18 protein-coding genes, 3 tRNA genes and 1 riboswitch are annotated in these 17,898 nt (G+C 63.5%); of the genes, 11 read left to right on the top strand and 10 right to left on the bottom strand.

Annotation, left to right across the window (positions count from 1 at the left end; translation table 11 throughout):
- Positions 1-34 precede the first annotated feature (34 nt).
- The 7 genes from K420_RS0103270 to K420_RS0103300 all read left to right on the top strand — a co-directional run bounded on the left by K420_RS0103270 (position 35) and on the right by K420_RS0103300 (position 4,958).
- Positions 35-1,240 (top strand): HD-GYP domain-containing protein, encoded by a 1,206-nt coding sequence (locus tag K420_RS0103270; RefSeq protein WP_027456796.1) that lies wholly within the window; start codon positions 35-37, stop codon positions 1,238-1,240.
- A gap of 32 nt (positions 1,241-1,272) precedes the next feature.
- A riboswitch (S-adenosyl-L-homocysteine riboswitch) is annotated at positions 1,273-1,336 on the top strand.
- Positions 1,337-1,414: 78 nt separating this feature from the next.
- Positions 1,415-2,815 (top strand): adenosylhomocysteinase, encoded by a 1,401-nt coding sequence (gene ahcY / locus K420_RS0103275; RefSeq protein ID WP_027456797.1) that lies wholly within the window; start codon positions 1,415-1,417, stop codon positions 2,813-2,815.
- Between the two features lie 101 nt (positions 2,816-2,916).
- Positions 2,917-3,732, top strand: coding sequence for a TlyA family RNA methyltransferase (locus K420_RS0103280; RefSeq protein WP_332308161.1), 816 nt, complete (start codon positions 2,917-2,919; stop codon positions 3,730-3,732).
- Positions 3,729-4,562, top strand: a complete 834-nt coding sequence (gene metF / locus K420_RS0103285; protein WP_027456799.1) for a methylenetetrahydrofolate reductase [NAD(P)H] — start codon at positions 3,729-3,731, stop codon at positions 4,560-4,562. The genes K420_RS0103280 and metF overlap by 4 nt, the downstream gene beginning before the upstream one ends.
- Before the next feature lie 72 nt (positions 4,563-4,634).
- Positions 4,635-4,710: transfer RNA gene (locus K420_RS0103290), tRNA-Lys, on the top strand.
- 15 nt (positions 4,711-4,725) lie between these two features.
- Positions 4,726-4,801, top strand: a tRNA-Lys gene (locus K420_RS0103295).
- Positions 4,802-4,882: 81 nt separating this feature from the next.
- Positions 4,883-4,958: transfer RNA gene (locus tag K420_RS0103300), tRNA-Met, on the top strand.
- A 74-nt stretch (positions 4,959-5,032) separates the two neighbouring features.
- Here K420_RS0103300 and K420_RS0103305 read toward each other — a convergent pair.
- The 3 genes from K420_RS0103305 to rng all read right to left on the bottom strand — a co-directional run bounded on the left by K420_RS0103305 (position 5,033) and on the right by rng (position 7,873).
- Positions 5,033-5,446, bottom strand: coding sequence for a ProQ/FINO family protein (locus tag K420_RS0103305; protein WP_035854452.1), 414 nt, complete (start codon positions 5,444-5,446; stop codon positions 5,033-5,035).
- Between the two features lie 71 nt (positions 5,447-5,517).
- Positions 5,518-6,393, bottom strand: coding sequence for a dienelactone hydrolase family protein (locus K420_RS0103310; protein ID WP_027456801.1), 876 nt, complete (start codon positions 6,391-6,393; stop codon positions 5,518-5,520).
- A 28-nt stretch (positions 6,394-6,421) separates the two neighbouring features.
- Positions 6,422-7,873 (bottom strand): ribonuclease G, encoded by a 1,452-nt coding sequence (rng, locus tag K420_RS0103315; RefSeq protein WP_027456802.1) that lies wholly within the window; start codon positions 7,871-7,873, stop codon positions 6,422-6,424.
- Positions 7,874-7,909: 36 nt separating this feature from the next.
- On the opposite strand from rng, the gene trhP reads away from it, so the two are divergent.
- Both trhP and K420_RS0103325 read left to right on the top strand, forming a co-directional pair.
- On the top strand, positions 7,910-9,181 hold the full coding sequence (trhP, locus tag K420_RS0103320) for a prephenate-dependent tRNA uridine(34) hydroxylase TrhP (protein WP_027456803.1): 1,272 nt from the start codon (positions 7,910-7,912) through the stop codon (positions 9,179-9,181).
- A 62-nt stretch (positions 9,182-9,243) separates the two neighbouring features.
- A complete protein-coding gene (locus tag K420_RS0103325) occupies positions 9,244-10,347 on the top strand; it encodes an acyltransferase family protein (protein ID WP_027456804.1) in 1,104 nt (367 codons plus the stop codon).
- Between the two features lie 27 nt (positions 10,348-10,374).
- Here the strand turns inward: K420_RS0103325 and K420_RS0103330 are convergent, their stop codons facing one another.
- Positions 10,375-12,330, bottom strand: coding sequence for an acetoacetate--CoA ligase (locus K420_RS0103330; RefSeq protein ID WP_027456805.1), 1,956 nt, complete (start codon positions 12,328-12,330; stop codon positions 10,375-10,377).
- Between the two features lie 135 nt (positions 12,331-12,465).
- Between K420_RS0103330 and K420_RS0103335 the strand changes: the two genes are divergently transcribed.
- Together K420_RS0103335 and K420_RS17955 are read left to right on the top strand one after the other, a co-directional pair.
- Positions 12,466-13,239 (top strand): enoyl-CoA hydratase, encoded by a 774-nt coding sequence (locus K420_RS0103335; protein WP_027456806.1) that lies wholly within the window; start codon positions 12,466-12,468, stop codon positions 13,237-13,239.
- Complete coding sequence (locus K420_RS17955; RefSeq protein WP_035854455.1) at positions 13,240-14,298, top strand: glycosyltransferase family protein; 1,059 nt, start codon at positions 13,240-13,242, stop codon at positions 14,296-14,298.
- Here the strand turns inward: K420_RS17955 and K420_RS0103345 are convergent.
- Genes K420_RS0103345 through K420_RS0103370 form a run of 6 tightly spaced genes read right to left on the bottom strand, consistent with a single transcriptional unit; the run spans position 14,270 to position 17,890 of the window.
- A complete protein-coding gene (locus K420_RS0103345; protein ID WP_027456807.1) occupies positions 14,270-14,875 on the bottom strand; it encodes a Maf family protein in 606 nt (201 codons plus the stop codon). The genes K420_RS17955 and K420_RS0103345 overlap by 29 nt on opposite strands.
- Positions 14,875-15,345: a 23S rRNA (pseudouridine(1915)-N(3))-methyltransferase RlmH gene (gene rlmH / locus K420_RS0103350; RefSeq protein ID WP_027456808.1), complete on the bottom strand. Its 471-nt coding sequence runs from the start codon at positions 15,343-15,345 to the stop codon at positions 14,875-14,877. The genes K420_RS0103345 and rlmH overlap by 1 nt, the downstream gene beginning before the upstream one ends.
- The gene (rsfS, locus tag K420_RS0103355) at positions 15,342-15,710 is read right to left on the bottom strand and encodes a ribosome silencing factor (RefSeq protein WP_027456809.1); all 369 of its coding nucleotides are present in this window, start codon (positions 15,708-15,710) and stop codon (positions 15,342-15,344) included. Before rsfS ends, rlmH begins: the two co-directional genes overlap by 4 nt.
- Complete coding sequence (gene nadD / locus K420_RS0103360; RefSeq protein ID WP_198293786.1) at positions 15,710-16,375, bottom strand: nicotinate-nucleotide adenylyltransferase; 666 nt, start codon at positions 16,373-16,375, stop codon at positions 15,710-15,712. Before nadD ends, rsfS begins: the two co-directional genes overlap by 1 nt.
- A complete protein-coding gene (locus tag K420_RS0103365; protein ID WP_027456811.1) occupies positions 16,368-17,141 on the bottom strand; it encodes a BPSS1780 family membrane protein in 774 nt (257 codons plus the stop codon). Before K420_RS0103365 ends, nadD begins: the two co-directional genes overlap by 8 nt.
- Before the next feature lie 2 nt (positions 17,142-17,143).
- Positions 17,144-17,890, bottom strand: a complete 747-nt coding sequence (locus K420_RS0103370) for a BPSS1780 family membrane protein (RefSeq protein WP_027456812.1) — start codon at positions 17,888-17,890, stop codon at positions 17,144-17,146.
- Positions 17,891-17,898: the final 8 nt, after the last annotated feature.

The raw sequence follows: 17,898 nt of genomic DNA on the forward strand, positions 1-17,898 counted from the left end.
ATTTCGGCTCCCTTTTTCGTTAAAATCGGCAAATATGCTGAAGAAAATTCCTGTTGAACAACTCACGCTCGGCATGCATCTGGAAGGTTTTTGCGGTGCATGGCTGGACCACCCGTTCTGGCGAACCAAGTTTGTTCTGACCGACCCCAACGACCTGACCCTGATCGCCGAAAGCTCGATCCGGGAGGTATGGATCGACATTTCCAAAGGGATTGACGTTGCCGCCTCCCACGCAGAAGGGAGCCAGGCCGCCCTGACCGCCCTGGAAATCCCGCCAGAACCGCCCGTCGTGCAGGAACGGGCGACATTCAGCGATGAAATCAAGCGGGCCACAAAAATCGTCGCCAAGGGCAAGGAAGCCGTGGTGTCGATGTTCCAGGAAGCGCGCATGGGCAGGGCGATCGAAGCCGAGGCCGCCGCGCCATTGGTCGAGGAAATATCGAATTCGGTCATGCGCAATCCGGGCGCCCTGATCAGCCTGGCCCGGCTCAAGACAGCCGACGACTACACCTTCATGCATTCGGTCGCCGTTTGCGCCCTGATGATTGCGCTGGCCCGCCAGCTTGGCCTCGACGAAACGCAAGTCCGCGAAGCCGGCATGGCCGGGCTGTTGCACGACCTGGGCAAGGCGATGATCCCGCTCGACGTGCTGAACAAACCCGGCAAGCTGACTGACGAGGAATTCGACCTGGTCAAGACCCACCCCGAGGAAGGCCACAAACTGCTGCTCGAAGGCAGCAGCGTCAGCGATATCACCAAGGACGTCTGCCTGCATCACCACGAAAAGATTGACGGCAGCGGTTACCCGAAGGGGCTGAACAGCGAGACGATGAGCCTGTTTGCCAAGATGGGGGCTGTCTGCGACGTCTATGACGCGGTGACTTCCAACCGTCCGTACAAGGCCGGCTGGGATCCGGCCGAGTCGATCAAGCGCATGGCCGAATGGAAAGGGCATTTCGATCCGCTGGTCTTCCAGGCCTTCGTCAAGAGCCTCGGCATCTACCCGATCGGTTCGCTGGTCAAGCTGGCCTCCGGCAAACTCGGCGTGGTCATTGAGCAGGGCGAGCAATCGCTGCTCAAACCCAAGGTCAAGGTGTTTTTCTCGACCAAGTCACAGGCCTACATCCAGCCGGAAATCATCGATCTGGCCCGCAGCGCGGAAAAGATCGCCGGGCGTGAGGATGCCGCCAAGTGGGGCATCAAGGATATCGACCAGTACTGGGCTGGCGACAATGGCTGATTTCCGGCCGAAAAACGGTTTATAATCCGCAACCTACCGAGGGGCGCTGCAGGGGATATTTCTCTCAGGCTCGGTTCTAAACGGCGCTCACTGTTCAACCCTGCCGGGCGCAGGGGTTACCGGTGAGCTTTCACGCCGTCCCCCTCCCCGGTCACAGTTACTTAGGAGCTTACTGTGGCTGAATTCAATGACTACGTTGTTGCCGATCTGAGCCTTGCCGACTGGGGTCGCAAGGAAATCCGCATTGCCGAAACCGAAATGCCGGGCCTGATGGCCATTCGCGAGGAGTTCGCGAAGACCCAGCCGCTGAAGGGTGCGCGCATCACCGGTTCGCTGCACATGACCATCCAGACCGCAGTGCTGATCGAGACGCTGACCGCGCTCGGCGCCGAAGTCCGCTGGGCCTCGTGCAACATCTTCTCGACCCAGGACCACGCCGCCGCCGCCATCGCCGCCGCCGGCATCCCGGTCTTCGCCGTCAAGGGCGAATCGTTGCCGGAATACTGGGATTACACCCACCGCATCTTCGAATGGACCGACGGCGGCTACTCGAACATGATCCTCGACGACGGCGGCGATGCCACCCTGCTGCTGCACTTGGGCGCCCGCGCCGAGAAGGATCTGTCGGTGCTCGACAATCCGGACAGCGAAGAAGCCACCGTGCTCTTCGCCTCGATCAAGGCCAAGCTGAAGACCGACCCGACCTGGTACTCGACTCGTCTGGAAAAGATCAAGGGCGTCACCGAAGAAACCACCACCGGCGTGCACCGCCTGTACCAGATGCACGAACGTGGCGAACTCAAGTTCCCGGCCATCAATGTCAATGACTCGGTCACCAAGTCCAAGTTCGACAACCTGTACGGCTGCCGCGAATCGCTGGTCGACGGCATCAAACGCGCCACCGACGTCATGGTCGCCGGCAAGATCGCCGTCGTCTGCGGCTACGGCGACGTGGGCAAGGGTTCCGCCCAGGCCCTGCGCGCCCTGTCGGCCCAGGTGTGGATCACCGAAATCGACCCGATCTGCGCCCTGCAGGCCGCGATGGAAGGCTACCGCGTCGTGACCATGGATTACGCCTGCGACAAGGCCGACATCTTCGTCACCGCCACCGGCAACTACCACGTCATCGACCACCACCACCTGGTCAAGATGAAGCACAACGCCATCGTCTGCAACATCGGCCACTTCGATTCCGAGATCAACGTCGCGTCGATCGAAGGCTACCCGTGGGAAGAGATCAAGCCGCAGGTCGACCACATCACCCTGCCGTCGGGCAACCGCATCATCCTGCTCGCCAAGGGCCGCCTGGTGAACCTCGGCTGTGCCACCGGCCACCCGTCCTACGTGATGTCCTCGTCGTTCGCTAACCAGACCATCGCCCAGATCGAGCTGTTTACCAAGACCGCCGACTACCCGGTGGGTGTCTACACGCTGCCGAAGCACCTCGACGAAAAGGTCGCCCGCCTGCAGTTGAAGACGCTGAACGCCGAGCTGACGACGCTGACCGAGGCTCAGGCCAGCTACATCGGCGTGCCGGTCAATGGCCCGTACAAGACCGACCACTACCGCTACTAAGGCCGTTGTTAGTTGCCAGTCCCTTGTCATTAGCGGGAAGTCAAAAGCGCCTCCCGCTTTTGCTAACAACTGGCAACTACCAACTAGCAACCAATATGAGCATGAACTCCTTCCACGCGCGGCAGAAAAAGCCGCGCCCGGTTCGCGAGCCGTCTTACGAACGGCCGGCTGGCGTATCGCGGGCGGATGCCCTGCTCGTTGCCCAGAAACTGGCGCCATCGCGGACGGCGGCACAATGGCTGATCAAGCAAGGCCGCGTCAGCTGGGCCGGCGGCCCGATCAGCAAGCCGGCGATGGACCTGCCGGATGACACGCCGCTGATCGTCGCTGCCGACCCGGACGCCCACTATGTCTCACGCGGCGGCCAGAAACTGGCCGGTGCCCTGGCCCATACCGGGCTGAGCGCCAGCGGCAAGGTCTGTCTCGATGTCGGCCAGTCGACCGGTGGCTTTACCGACTGCCTGTTGCAGAACGGCGCCAAATACGTCGTCGGGGTTGATGTCGGGCATGATCAGTTACATGCCCAACTGCGCGCCGATCCTGCCGTCACCTGCCTGGAAGGCATCAACTGCCGTGCCCTGAGCGTCGCCGACCTCGGCGCCGCCTTTCCGGAAGGCGGCTTCGACCTGATCGTCGGCGACGTCTCCTTCATTTCGCTGACCCTGATCCTGCCGCAGTTGCCGGCACTGCTTGCGCCTAGCGGCGACATGCTGCTGCTCGTCAAGCCGCAGTTCGAAGTCGGCCCCGGCAACATCGGCCGCGGCGGCATCGTCCGCGACCCGGCGCTCTACCATGAGGTCGAGCGCAAGCTGCACGATTGCGCCCAGCAGCTCGGCCTGACCGTCCGCGCCTGGCTGGACAGCCCGATTACCGGCGGTGACGGCAACCGCGAATTTTTCATCTGGTTGAATAAATGAAACCCGAAATCTCCATCGAATTTTTCCCGCCCCAGACCCCGGAAGGCATCGAAAAGCTGCGCGGGGTCCGGGCCGAACTGGCCAAGCTGCAGCCCCAGTTCTTCTCGGTCACCTACGGTGCCGGCGGCTCGACCCGCGAACGCACCTTCGCCGTGGTCAAGGAAATCGCCGCCGAAGGCTTCGACGCCGCACCGCATCTGTCTTGCATCGGCTCATCCCGCGAATCGATCCGCGAAATCCTTGCTGAATACAAAGCCGCCGGCATCAAGCGCACTGTCGCCCTGCGTGGCGACCTGCCTTCCGGCATGGCCGAAGCCGGCGAATTTCGCTACGCCAACGAACTGGTCGAATTCATCCGGGCCGAAACCGGCGACTGGTTCAGCATCGAGGTTGCCGCCTACCCGGAATGGCACCCGCAGGCCCGCAGCCCGCAGGACGATCTCGAAGCCTTCGCCCGTAAGGTCAAAGCCGGTGCCAATTCGGCCATCACGCAATATTTCTACAACGCCGACGCCTATTTCCACTTCGTCGACGAAGCCCGGACACTCGGCGTCGATATCCCCATCGTCCCGGGCATCATGCCCATCGCCGGCTTTACCAAGCTGGCCCGCTTCTCCGATGCCTGCGGGGCCGAACTGCCGCGCTGGATGCGCAAGAAATTCGAGAGCTTCGGCGACGACAGCGACTCGATCCGCGCCTTCGGCCTCGACGTGGTGACCGAGCTGTGCGAGCGCCTGCTCAAGGGCGGGGCGCCGGGGCTGCATTTTTATGCCATGAACCAAGCGAGTTTGACGACCGAAATCTGCCGACGCCTTGGCTTGCGAACCTAAGCCAATCGCAAACATCTGACGTTTTCGTTGACGCCCCCCGGGGTGGTCTATATAATTCGCGCTCCTTTGAGCGGGTCGGTAGCTCAGTCGGTAGAGCAGCGGACTTTTAATCCGTTGGTCGCGAGTTCGAATCTCGCCCGACCCACCATTATCAAAGGATTCTGGGTCGTTAGCTCAGCTGGTAGAGCAGCGGACTCTTAATCCGTAGGTCCACAGTTCGAATCTGTGACGACCCACCAGAATTCAAGCACTGGCCTCGGCTTTTGCCGGGGCTTTTTGCTTCAGTAGTACCCGGTTCGTTTCGACGAATCACCACCGGACGCGGGGTGGAGCAGTTGGCAGCTCGTCGGGCTCATAACCCGAAGGTCGCAGGTTCAAGTCCTGCCCCCGCAACCACAGCATGCCAGCAAAAAGGCCAGTCGATCGACTGGCCTTTTTGCATTTGCCGGGCGCTATTACCTCGCCATTACCTATTTCCGGCTGAATTTCTCGGCCAGGGCCGTCAGCTTTTCCTGGCGACGCTGTTCGGCCTTGGCCTCGGCAGCAGCAGCCTTGCGCTGCTCAGCCTGCTTCTTGAAACGCTCGCGCAGCAATTCGGCGGCGTGCTGACGATTCTCGTCGGTCACTTCGCCAGCCGGCGTCCCATCGAGATTGAGGCGCACCGTCCCCTTTTCCATTTCCTTCAGGTAACGCGTCGAGATGGTATGGCTGCGCATGGCCAGGCGGAGGGCCTTCTTGCTGACATCCGGCAACTGGGCGAAAACCTGCTTGTCGATACCGATGGCGAGCGGGCTGAACGAGCGGAAAACGTCAAAACGGGCCTGCAGGTCCTTGAGCAGGGCACGCGGATCGACGGCTTTCTCGGGGGTGGTTTCTGTGGTCATGATGAAACAGGATCAGGGTGAGGCGCGAAGGTTAGCACGAAGGGCGTTGTTTTCGCCCCTCCACCCCGCATTCAGACGCCGTTTTTACGGAACCAGGCGAGCATGCGTTGCCAGCCGTCCTCGGCCTCCGCCTTGCGGTAACTCGGCCGGTAATCGGCATGGAAGGCATGCGGCGCGTTGTCGTAAACGTGGATTTCGGAGGCTTTCGCGGCAGCACTGCCTTGCTGCAGGGCCTGCTCCATGGCCTCGACCGTTTCCAGCGGAATACCGGTATCCAGTCCGCCATAGAGACCCAGCACCGGCGCCTTCAACTCACCGACCAGTTCGGTGGGATGCTTCGGCGTTACCGCATTGACCGTGCCGACCAGGCGGCCGTACCAGGCGACGCCAGCCTTCACGGCAGGGTTGTGGGCGCAGTACAACCAGGTGATGCGACCGCCCCAGCAAAACCCGGTCACCGCCAGCCGGCGGGTATCGGCGCCCTGGGCGGCAGCCCAGGCGACGCAGGCATCGAGATCGCTCATCACCTGCGCGTCGGGCGTCTTGTTGGTGATTTTTTCGAGGATTTCCGGAATGCTGGCAATCTGCCGCGGATCGCCCTGGCGAGCAAACAGGTCGGGGGCGATGGCGCAGTAGCCGAGCTTGGCCAGGCGACGGCAGGTGTCGCGAATGTACTCGTGGGCACCGAAAATTTCCGACACGACCAAAATAACCGGCGGCTTGCTCAAACCGCCCGGAGCCGCCCGATAGGCGACCAGCTCGCCATCCTTGACCGGCACCTTGATTTCCCCGGCAAGCAGACCGATCTCATCGGTCCTGATCGCCGTCTGGGCGATGACCGGCTGGGTGGCGACGGCAAAACCGACGCCCAGGCTGGTCGCCAGGAAGCTGCGCCGGTCGAAGCTTTGCGCCGGCACCAGACTGTCGAATTCGGGTTCTGTTTTCATGGTTTGTCTCCTCTGTTGGTGGGGGGTATTACATCAACACAATGTCGTATTGCTCCGGTGAGTAACTCGGCTCTGATTGCAGCGACACCGATTTGCCGATGAAATCGGAGAGCATGGCCAGCGATTGCGATTCCTCGTCAAGGAAGAGATCGACAACCGCCGGGCCGGCCAGGATGCGATATTCGCGAGCATTGAACTGACGCGCTTCGCGCAACAGTTCGCGCAGGATTTCGTAGGCCACCGTGCGCGCCGTCTTGACTTCACCGCGACCGCCGCAGGTCGGGCAGGGTTGGCACAGCACGTGAGCGAGCGATTCGCGGGTGCGCTTGCGGGTCATCTCGACCAGACCGAGCGCCGTGAAACCATTGACGGTCAGGCGGGTATGGTCGCTGGCCAGTGCCTTGTTGAACTCATCGAGCACCGCCTTCTTGTGCTCTTCGTTTTCCATGTCGATGAAATCGACAATGATGATGCCGCCCAGGTTCCGCAGCCGGAGCTGGCGGGCGATGGTGACCGCCGCTTCCAGGTTGGTCTTGAAAATGGTGTCGTCGAAGTTGCGCACGCCGACGAAGCCGCCGGTGTTGACGTCAATGGTGGTCATCGCCTCGGTCTGATCCATGATCAGGTAACCGCCGGACTTCAGGTCGACGCGGCGTGCCAGCGCCTTCTGGATTTCCTCCTCGACGCCGTGCAGATCGAACAGCGGGCGCTGCCCGGTGTAGTGTTCGAGCAAGGGCAGCACGGCCGGCGTGTATTCCTCGGCGAAGGTCGTCAGCTTCTGGAAGTTCTCCCGGGAGTCGATGAAGATGTGCGTCGTTTCCGGATTGACGAAGTCGCGCAGCACCCGCTGACCCAGCGACAGTTCCTGGTAAAGCAGGGTCGGCGGCCCGGATACGCGGGCCTTGTCGCGGATGTCGGCCCAGGTTTTCTTGAGGTAGGCGATGTCGGTGGCAAACTCCGCCTCGCTGGCGTTCTCGGCCATGGTGCGAACGATGAAGCCACCCTTCTCGTCTTCCGGCATCAGTTTGGTCAGCTTCTCGCGCAGCGCCTCGCGTTCGGCTTCGGACTCGATGCGCTGCGAGATGCCGATATGCTTTTCCTGCGGCAGATAGACCAGCATGCGACCGGCGATGGAAATCTGCGTCGACAGGCGCGCCCCCTTGGTACCGATCGGATCCTTGACCACCTGCACGACGATGCTCTGCCCTTCGGCCAGGATCTTCTCGATCGGCCGTTCGGTAGCCGTCTCGCGCGGCTGCCAGATATCGGCGACGTGCAGGAAGGCGGTGCGCTCCAAACCGATTTCAATAAAGGCCGATTGCATACCGGGCAGGATGCGGCAGATGCGGCCCAGATAAACATTGCCGACCAGACCGCGGCTGGCCGTCCGCTCGATATGCAGCTCTTGGACAACCCCCTGTTGCATGACGGCAACGCGGGTCTCCTGCGGCGTGAAATTGATCAGGATTTCTTCGGTCATACGCTCTACAATTCGCGGTTTTTCTTGGATTCTACTATGCGCAAGGCGCCCGAACTTCTCGCCCCGGCCGGCTCGCTCGACATGATGCGCACCGCCTTTGATTTCGGCGCCGACGCGATCTACGCCGGCCAGCCGCGCTACAGCCTGCGCGTCCGCAATAACGAGTTCGGCACGCTGGAAAAGCTCGGCGAAGGCATCGCCGAGGCCCATGTCCGCGGCAAGCAGTTCTTCGTCGTCAGCAACATCTTCCCGCACAATGCCAAGCTCGCCACCTACCTCGACGACATGGCGCCGGTCATCGCCTTGCAGCCGGATGCGCTGATCATGTCCGACCCCGGCCTGATCGACATGGTGCGTGAGGCCTGGCCCGAGCAGGCCGTCCACCTCTCGGTGCAATCGAACACCGTCAACTGGGCCGCCGTTCGCTTCTGGAAGAAGCTGGGGCTCACGCGCATCATCCTGTCGCGCGAACTGTCGCTCGACGAAGTGGCCGAAATCCGCCAGCAATGCCCGGATATCGAACTCGAAGTCTTCGTCCATGGCGCGCTGTGCATCGCCTATTCCGGCCGCTGCCTGCTCTCCGGCTATTTCAACCATCGCGACCCCAACCAGGGCACCTGTACCAATTCCTGCCGCTGGGACTACAAGGTGCACACCCCGGCCGCGCAGCCCGTGCAGTTCATGGACCGCGATGCCGAAATCCTGCTTGAGGAGAAGGAGCGCCCCGGGGAACTGATGCCCATCGAGGAAGACGAGCACGGCACCTACATCATGAACTCGAAGGACTTGCGTGCCATCGAACATGTCCATCGCCTGGTGGAGATCGGCGTCGATTCGTTGAAGATCGAGGGTCGCACCAAGAGCCCCTACTACGTCGCCCGCACCTGCCAGGCCTATCGCCAGGCCATCGACGACGCCGTGGCCGGCCGCCCCTTCGATGCCCGCCTGCTCGGCGAACTGGAGAACCTGGCCAATCGCGGGTACACGGACGGTTTCTACCAGCGCCACCACGATGCCGACTACCAGAATTACCTGCGCGGCCACTCCGAATCGGACAAAAGCCAGTACGTCGGCGATGCGGTCGCCTTCGATCCGGACCGTGGCCTGATGGAAATTGCTGTCAAGAACCGCTTCGCGCTGGGTGATACCGTGGAATGCGTGCATCCGGCCGGCAACCACGTTCAGCGTATCGGCCGCATGGAGAACGCAGCCGGCGAAGCGGTCGACATCGCCCCCGGCAGCGGCCATCGTGTCTGGATTGATTTGCCGGCCTTGTACACCAAATCCTTCGTCGCGCGTTTCTACTAGGACAAGATCGCCAGAAACCGCCCCCGCCTGGGTGCCCGGCACCCAGGCAAGCAACCGCCCCTATGCGCAACAATTCGAATCGTATGCTGCTGATCGACGCCCTCAAGGCAATCGCGGCACTGCTGGTGCTGACCCACCATTTTTCATCCTACGGCCCCTTGGCCGAATCGGCGCGCCACCATTTCCCCGCCGTCTTCGACTGGCTGTTCGCCTACGGGCGCATGGCAGTCCAGGTGTTCCTGGTGATCGCCGGCTTCCTGGCGGCCCGGGGCCTGGCGGCGCAGGGCCAGGCCCTGTCGGCATCCCCCCTGCCCCTGATCTGGAAGCGCTACCTGCGCCTGGTCGTGCCTTACCTGGCTGCCATCGGCCTGGCCATCATTGCCGCCGCCATTGCCGATCGCTGGCTGGACGACGAGGCCATTCCCGCCCGCGCCACCTTCAAGCAATGGCTGGCCCATGCCGCCCTGCTACACGGCCTGCTCGGCATCGATGCGCTGTCGGCCGGCGTCTGGTACATTGCCATCGATTTCCAGCTGTTTGCGCTGATGGCCATCCTGCTCTGGGCCGGCCGGCGGCGCCTCGTCGCGCCGGCGCTGGTGCTCGCCGTCGCCACTGCCTCGCTGTTCTGGTTCAACCGCGATGCCACCTGGGATAACTGGGCGATCTATTTCTTCGGCTCCTACGGTCTCGGTGCCGCCGCCTGGTGGGCTTCTGAACGCCGGCAGATGTCGGCCTGGCTGGGCGTCATGGTCTGCGTCACCGTCGCGGCCCTGATCGTCGATTTCCGCCTGCGCATCCTGCTGGCGTTGACCGTCGCCCTGCTCCTCGGTTTCGGACGGCGCTCCGGCCTGCTCGAACGCTGGCCGGATGTCCGGCCGCTCGCTTTCCTCGGCCAGATTTCATACTCGATCTTTCTGGTGCACTTCCCCGTGCTGCTACTGGCCAATGCGCTGTACGCCCAGGCCGGTTACGACTCGCCGCTCGCCACGGGACTTGGCCTCGGCTTGTCATGGGGCGCCAGCCTGCTCGCCGCGATGCTCTTCTACCGCTGGATCGAAAGCCCGGAAGCCAGCCGGCGCATCACCGGGGGACTCGCCTCCCTGCTCGGCCTCGGCCGGAATCTGGCCGGCCGGATGCCGCTGATCGGCTCCCGGCTCGGCCCCTAGTAGCGTCGGGTCTAGTCGACCCCGGCCCTACTCCGCCAGCTCCTGGCGGCTGCGGAAGAAAGCCAGCGCCTCGGGGTTGGCCAAGGCCTCGACATTCTTCACCGGCCGGTCATGCACGACGTTGCGCACGGCCAGTTCGACGATCTTGCCGGACTTGGTGCGCGGAATATCCTGCACCTGGACGACCCGGGCCGGCACATGGCGTGGCGTGGTGTTGTCGCGGATCTGCTTCTTGACCCGGTCGATCAATCCCGCATCGAGCGTATGCCCCTCCTGCAGCTTGACGAAAAGCACGACGCGCACGTCGTCGTTCCTGCCCGGCGGCCAATCCTGCCCGATGACCAGTGACTCGAGGATTTCCGGCAGTTTTTCGACCTGGCGGTAGATTTCCGCCGTGCCGATGCGCACACCGCCCGGATTCAGCGTCGCGTCCGAACGGCCGTAAATGATCATGCCGTCGTGCGCGGTGAGCTCCGAGAAATCTCCGTGGCACCAGACGTTCGGGAAACGCTCGAAATAGGCGGCACGGTACTTGGCGCCGTCCGGGTCGTTCCAGAAACCGACCGGCATGACCGGGAAGGGCTTGGTGCATACCAGCTCGCCCTTCTCCGAACGCACCGGCTTGCCGTCGTCGTCGAACACATCGACCGCCATGCCCAGCCCGCGGCACTGGATTTCGCCGCGATAGACCGGCAGCACCGGGTTGCCGAGCACGAAGCAGGAAATGATGTCGGTGCCACCGGAGATCGACGCCAGCAGGATGTCCTGCTTGATTTCGCGATAGACCCAGTCGAAGCCTTCCGGCGACAGCGGGCTGCCGGTCGAGAACACGGCACGCAGGGCGGAAAGGTCATGCGTCTTGCCCGGCGTCAGACCCATCTTGGCAGCGGCGTCGATGAACTTGGCCGAGGTGCCGAAATGGGTCATCTTTTCGGCCTGCGCCAGATCGAACAGCACCTTGCCCTGGTCGGCAAAGGGCGAGCCGTCGTAGAGCAGCAGCGTGGCGCCGCAGGCCAGGCCGGAAACCAGCCAGTTCCACATCATCCAGCCGCAGGTGGTGAAGTAGAACAGCCGGTCGCCGGGGCGCACGTCGCTGTGCAGCTGGTGCTCCTTGAGGTGCTGCAGCAGCGCACCACCGTGGCAATGGACGATGCACTTCGGCACGCCCGTGGTGCCGCTGGAATACATGATGAACAACGGGTGATCGAAGGCCACGCGCCGGATGCTGACCTCGGCCCCCGGCGCGGGCAACGCAATGTCCTGCCAATGCACCGCTCCGGCGATGCCCTCCAGTGCCGGCCGGGAAGCAAGGTAGGGAACGACAACCGTCTTGACCAGAGAAGGCATCTGGGCGACGACTTCGGCATTCTTCGGCAGACAGTCGACCGGCTTGCCGTTGTACCAGTAGCCATCGACGCAGACCAGCACCTTGGGCGCGATCTGGCCGAAACGGTCCAGCACACCCTGCACGCCGAAATCCGGCGAGGCTGACGACCAGATGGCGCCCAGTGCCGTCGTGGCGAGCATGGCGATCAAGGTTTCCGGCAGGTTGGGCAGGTAGCCGGCCACCCGGTCGCCTTCGCCGACGCCAGCGTCAACCAGGAAGCGCTGGAAGCGCGCCACCTCGGCATACAACTCGGCCCGGCTCATCCGGCGCTTGACCTGGTCTTCCCCCCAGAAGACCAAGGCCTCGCCCTCGCGCCGCTGCAGCAGGTTCTCGGCATAATTCAGCCGCGCCTCGGGGAACCAGCGGGCACCGGGCATCTTGTCGCCATCGCGCAGCACCGTTTGCCCCTTGTCCCCGACCGCACCGCAAAAGTCCCACAGCCTGGACCAGAAGGCTTCCGGCTGGTCGATCGACCATTGCCAGAGATCGGCATAGCGGCCATGGCCCATGGCCTGCATGAACATGGCCATGCGGGTGTCGCCGACGGTATTCGGATTGGGCTGCCAGAGCGGCTGGGCTTCGATGGCGTAGGTCATCTCGTCTCCTCTGTGGTGTTGATTTTGGGTGACAGGATAGCAGGTTAACGTTAACGTCAACTGTCGCCTGCCGGACAAACCCCAAACCGTAGAATGACCGGCACAACCGCTTGCCCGCAATACAGGAGAACCCGCATGAGCACTGTCGTCCTCACTGAAATTCACGGCCGCGTCGGCCTGATCCGCATCAACCGCCCGGAGGCGATGAACGCCCTGAACAACGAGGTCGTCGACGGTATCGGCGCCGCCATCGACGCCTTCGAAGCCGACGAGAACATCGGCTGCATCGTCATCACCGGCAATGAAAAGGCCTTTGCCGCCGGCGCCGATATCGGCTTCATGAAGGACTTCGACTACCTGCATGCCTACAAGACCGACTTCATCACCCGCAACTGGGAACGCATCAAGACGGCCCGCAAGCCGGTGATCGCCGCCGTCTCCGGCTTCGCCCTGGGCGGCGGCTGCGAGATGGCGATGATGTGCGACATGATCTTCGCCGCCGATACCGCCAAATTCGGCCAGCCGGAAATCCGCCTCGGCACCTTGCCCGGCGCCGGTGGCACGCAACGCCTGCCGCGCGCGGTGGGCAAGGCCAAAGCCATGGATATGTGCCTGAGCGCCCGCATGATGGACGCGCCGGAAGCCGAGAAGGCGGGGCTGGTCGCCCGCATCTACCCGGCTGACCAGCTATTGGATGAAACCCTGAAGGCAGCGCAGACCATCGCCGGCTTCTCGCTGCCGGTGGTCATGATGATCAAGGAATCGGTCAACCGCGCCTTCGAATCGAGCCTCAACGAAGGCCTGCTCTTCGAGCGCCGCGTCTTCCACGCGGCCTTCGCCGTCGAGGACCAGAAAGAAGGCATGGCCGCCTTCGTCGAGAAGCGCAAACCGGCTTTCAAGCACCGCTGAGTGCATCTTTTTGTCGACATCTTCAGCTACGGCTACGGGCACCTCGCGATTACCGCGCCGGTGCTCAATGCCCTGGCGGCCAATCTGCCCGAATTGCGCCTGACGGTGCGTAGCGGGCTGCCGCCAGCCAAGCTACGCCAGCGCATACACGTCCCGTTCGAGCTGCTGCACGGCAGTACCGACTTCGGCTTCGTGATGGTCGATGCCACCCGCATCGACCGCGGTGCAAGCGCCCTGGCCTACCGTGCAGCCCATGCCGGCTGGACGAACCGGGTAGCCGGCGAAAGCGCTTTTCTGGACGAATTGCGACCGGACGTTGTGTTGACCAACGTCAGCTACCTGCCGCTGGCCGGTGCGGCAGAGGCCGGCATCCCGGCGGTTTCGCTGTGCTCTTTGAACTGGGCCGATCTGTTCGCCCACTATTTCGGCAGCGAATCCTGGGCTCTGCCCATCCACGAGCAGATACAGGACGCCTACCGCTCAGCCCGGCATTTCCTGCGCGTGACGCCGAGCATGGCCATGGAAAGTCTCGACAACATCGCCCCCGTCGGCCCGATTGCCGCGCTTGGCCAGAAGCATGATCTGGGGCTGGGTCAGGACAAGGCCGTACTCATCGCCATGGGCGGCATTGCCCACCTTCTGCCGGTCGACCACTGGCCCCGCCTGCCCGGCATTCGCTGGCTGGTGGCCGAAGCCTGGCAATGTCGGCACCCCGATGCCTTGGCCTTCGAGTCCTTCGGACTGAGCTTCACCGACCTGCTGCGCTCGGTCGATGCCGTGATCACCAAGCCGGGCTATGGCACCTTCACCGAAGCCGCCTGCAATGGCACACCGGTCCTCTACCAGCGCCGAGTGGACTGGCCGGAGCAGGATTGCCTGATTGAATGGCTGACACAGAATGCGCGCTGTGCGGAAATCGCCGAGGACAACCTGCATGCGGGTCGCCTCGGCAAGGCGCTCGAACACCTGTGGCAGTCACCAGCCCCGCCGCTGCCGACGCCCAATGGCGCGGCACAGGCTGCGGCGCTGATCAGAGCGGTCGGAAGCCGAACTTCTTGAGCAGTTCGCCGGTTTCACAGACCGGCAGGCCCATGACGCCGGTAAAACTGCCGGTGAGGTGCTCGACGAACAGCCCGGCCCGGCCCTGGATGCCGTAGGCCCCGGCCTTGTCCATCGGCTCGCCGCTCATCACGTAATGACGGATTTCCTCGTCATCGATGGCACGGAAACGCACCTCACTGGTCGACAGCACGTACTCGATGCGGCCCAGATGATTGATTGCAACGCCTGTCAGCACGCGGTGCGTCCGCCCGGAAAGGCGCTTCAGGATGTGCGTTGCATCGGCCATATCGACCGGCTTGCCGATGATCTCGCCGTCGAACTCGAGGGTGGTATCGGCGGCCAGCACCGGCCGCATCGGCAGGCGGCGCTCCTCGACGATCTTCAGGCCATGCGCCGCCTTGCTGCGGGCGATGCGTTCGACGTACGCGACCGGATCTTCGTTGACCAGCGCCGTTTCATCGGTCTCCAGGTCGGCGCGCATGCCGTGACGGAAGACGACGGTGTCGAAATCGATGCCGATCTGGTGCAGGAGTTCACGGCGGCGGGGGCTGCGGGAAGCAAGATAGAGGCGCATCATCCCTCTCGATGGTACGGATGGTTTTTCAGGACGCTGACGGCGCGGTAAAGCTGTTCGCATAATAGCAGCCGGGCCATGCCGTGCGGCAGGGTCAGGCTGGACAGGCGCAGCCGGTCGTCGGCCTGCTGCTTGAACTCCTCGTCCAGCCCGTCGGCGCCGCCGATCAGCAAGGCCACATCGCGGCCGTCCTGCATCCAGGTTTCCAGCCGCTTGGCGAGTTGCAGGGTGGTCAGGTCGTCGCCCTTCTCGTCGAGCACGACAAGGCGGCAACTGCCCGGCATGGCCTCGCGCAGACGAGCCCTTTCGGCCGCCAGCAATTGTTCGCGGGTCTTCGAACCGCGTGGCTCCGGCTTGATCTCGGTGACGCTGGCCGCCAGTTCGCGCGGCATGCGCTTGAGATACTCGGCGCAGCCCTCGCTGACCCAGCCGGGCTGGCGATGACCAACCGCCAGTATCGCCAGCTTCATTCGGCGGCGGCCTGCTCCGCCTGCTGCTTGCGACGCTGGGCCGGCGTGACCTGCCACAGCTCTTCGAGATTGTAATAGGCGCGCACCGAAGGCTGCATGACATGGACGACCACGTCACCGATGTCGACCAGCACCCATTCGCCGGCATCCTCGCCTTCGACCGAGACGATCTCGGCGCCGGCTTCGCGCACCTTGTCCTGCACGTTGCGCGCCAGTGCCTTGACCTGGCGGTTGGAGTCGCCAGTCGCGATGACCAGGCGATCGAACAGCGAGGTCAGCTTGGTGGTGTTGATGACTTCAATGTCTTTGCCCTTGATGTCTTCGAGGGCGTTGACGACGATTTTTTGCAGCTTGCGGATGTCCATCAGGGATTTCTGTAAAGGGAATGGGTTTGAATATAGTCGAGAACGTCATCCGGCAGCAAATAACGGGCCGACAGGCCGTTGGCCAGCAGCTTGCGGATCTGCGTCGCCGAGATGGCGAGTTGGGTCATCGCGAAAGTGACGATGCCGCCGGCCGGCGCCGCGCGCAGTGCCGAGACATCGGCCAGCCGGCGATCGGCGAATTCAGTCGCCAGCTCGTGCGGCAGGCTGGCCGTTTCCACCGGAAAACCGGGGCGGTGCGAAACGGCAATATGGGCCAGGGCGAACAGGTCGCGCCAGCGATGCCAGGCAGCGAGCCCGGCGAAAGCATCGGCCCCGACCAGCAGGACAAGCGGCTGTGCCTCGCCCAGTTCACGGCGCAGGCGTTCCAGGGTATGGACCGTGTAGCTTGGCGCAGCAGCTTCCACCTCAGCGGGATCGACCGTGAAGCAGGGGTTGCCGGCCGTTGCCCGGCGCACCATGTCGAGACGCTGGCCGGCGGTCACCTGCGGCACGCCACGGTGTGGCGGCTGGCCGGCCGGCAGCCAGCGCACGCCGCCCAGGCCGAGGTGGGCGATGGCCTCCTCGGCCAGGCGCAGGTGGCCGAAATGCACGGGATCGAAGGTGCCGCCGAACAGCCCAAGCGGCAGCAGGCTGGCGTCAGACAATTTCGGAAATGCCGAAAATGTCGCGATAGCTGGCGTAGAAACTGGCGAACACCGTCGGCGCGACGACCAGCATCATGGGCAGCGTGACGATGGCGGTGATCAGGTTGGCCGCCCCCGGAACGATCAACAACAGGATGCCGAGCAGCAGGCCGGGCAGGACGCCGGCGACGACAACGAGACCCAGGCCGTAGGTCAGGAAGGGCCGCCAGTTCATCCAGCAGGCGACGAAGCTGAAGAACAGCGCGCGGCCGACCGACAGCCGGTGCCAGGCGGCGAGGACCGGGGCGAACCACCAGGCCATCAGCACCGGCGTCATCAGCAACATGACGAAGAGGGCCGACAACGTGAAGTCGGCATCCTCGACCACCGCCCGCTCGGTACGGTTGCCGGCCAGCATGAAGCGGAGCAGATCGCCGCCGTCCACCAGCGAAGACAGGCCGAGGGCGCCGAGCGTACAGCAGAGGTAGAGTGCGCCCAGGATGGCCAGCGTACGGCCGTTTTCCCTCAGGCTGCCGTACAAGGTCTGCAGGCCAACCGGCTGGCCGCGCTCGACGTTGCGCGCCGCCTGCATCAGCCCGACCGACAGGCCGGGGATGGCCAGCGACGCGATCAGGACGCCCAGGACCGGCACGATGTTGAGGAAAAGCACGGTGAACCAGTAGGCGACGACCAGCAAGCCGAGCATGACCGGATTGCGCCGGAAGATGGCGAAACCGCCCATGATCCATTGCCAGCCCGCGGCCGGCGGCAGGGTTTGTGCCCGCATCGTCAGCTACCCATGAAGATGTCGCGGTACGAGGCGTAGACCGCACCGGAGAAGACCGGCAGCAGGAGCAGCAAGCCCATGCCGACCGGCAGCATTGCGAAGAACAGCGCGACGACCAGGAAAATGCCGAAGATGCACATCGCCAGCCAGTTGCGGGCGCCGGCTGTGAAGCTCGCCTTCATCGCGTCGAGCGGCTTCATGTCGTGAAAATAGACGAGGGCCGGCGCGAACCAGGTCGCCATGATGACCGGCACCGACAACACGAGAACGAGCAGGCCGGCCAGCATGACGCCACCCAACGCGATGCCGAAGCCCCCTACTTTGCCGGTCACCACACCGCCGAGCACGCCGCCGCTGACCAGCAGGAAAGCGAGGAAGGCAATGCCGAAGATGCCCAGCGCGAAGAATACGCCGACCATGACCAGTTGCCCGGCCTGGTGGTGGAAGCCGGCGAAGAGATCGGCGATGGCCGGCTCCTCGTTGTCACTGATGCGCCGGCAAACGCGGAACATGCCGGCACCAAACAGCGGCACCAGCAGGTGGGCGGCAATCTGGCCGAACAGCGGCACGATGGAAATGGCCATCAGGATGACCAGAAGCAGGACCGTGACACCGATCCAGATACCGGGATTGACCAGGAACATGGCCCAACCCTGGCGCAACCAGTCGAAGCAGGCGCCGGCATCGACCTCGCGGCTATCGCCGGAGAACGGGGCTGGCGCCATCGGAAATGCGGGAGTTTCGTTCATGCGCGGAT

This window comes from Dechloromonas agitata is5 (assembly GCF_000519045.1).
Lineage (GTDB): Bacteria > Pseudomonadota > Gammaproteobacteria > Burkholderiales > Rhodocyclaceae > Azonexus > Azonexus agitatus.

Coding starts and splice junctions, on each gene's coding strand:
- K420_RS0103330 (WP_027456805.1), bottom strand. CDS start 12,330: ATGACCTACGCCATCGAAGCCCAGCCGCTCTGGCAGCCCAATCCGAAT.
- trhP (WP_027456803.1), top strand. CDS start 7,910: ATGCGCAAGGCGCCCGAACTTCTCGCCCCGGCCGGCTCGCTCGACATG.
- rlmH (WP_027456808.1), bottom strand. CDS start 15,345: ATGAAGCTGGCGATACTGGCGGTTGGTCATCGCCAGCCCGGCTGGGTC.
- K420_RS0103270 (WP_027456796.1), top strand. CDS start 35: ATGCTGAAGAAAATTCCTGTTGAACAACTCACGCTCGGCATGCATCTG.
- K420_RS0103280 (WP_332308161.1), top strand. CDS start 2,917: ATGAACTCCTTCCACGCGCGGCAGAAAAAGCCGCGCCCGGTTCGCGAG.
- rng (WP_027456802.1), bottom strand. CDS start 7,873: ATGACCGAAGAAATCCTGATCAATTTCACGCCGCAGGAGACCCGCGTT.
- K420_RS0103365 (WP_027456811.1), bottom strand. CDS start 17,141: ATGCGGGCACAAACCCTGCCGCCGGCCGCGGGCTGGCAATGGATCATG.
- rsfS (WP_027456809.1), bottom strand. CDS start 15,710: ATGGACATCCGCAAGCTGCAAAAAATCGTCGTCAACGCCCTCGAAGAC.
- K420_RS0103345 (WP_027456807.1), bottom strand. CDS start 14,875: ATGCGCCTCTATCTTGCTTCCCGCAGCCCCCGCCGCCGTGAACTCCTG.
- K420_RS0103325 (WP_027456804.1), top strand. CDS start 9,244: ATGCGCAACAATTCGAATCGTATGCTGCTGATCGACGCCCTCAAGGCA.
- K420_RS0103370 (WP_027456812.1), bottom strand. CDS start 17,890: ATGAACGAAACTCCCGCATTTCCGATGGCGCCAGCCCCGTTCTCCGGC.
- K420_RS0103305 (WP_035854452.1), bottom strand. CDS start 5,446: ATGACCACAGAAACCACCCCCGAGAAAGCCGTCGATCCGCGTGCCCTG.
- metF (WP_027456799.1), top strand. CDS start 3,729: ATGAAACCCGAAATCTCCATCGAATTTTTCCCGCCCCAGACCCCGGAA.
- K420_RS0103310 (WP_027456801.1), bottom strand. CDS start 6,393: ATGAAAACAGAACCCGAATTCGACAGTCTGGTGCCGGCGCAAAGCTTC.
- K420_RS0103335 (WP_027456806.1), top strand. CDS start 12,466: ATGAGCACTGTCGTCCTCACTGAAATTCACGGCCGCGTCGGCCTGATC.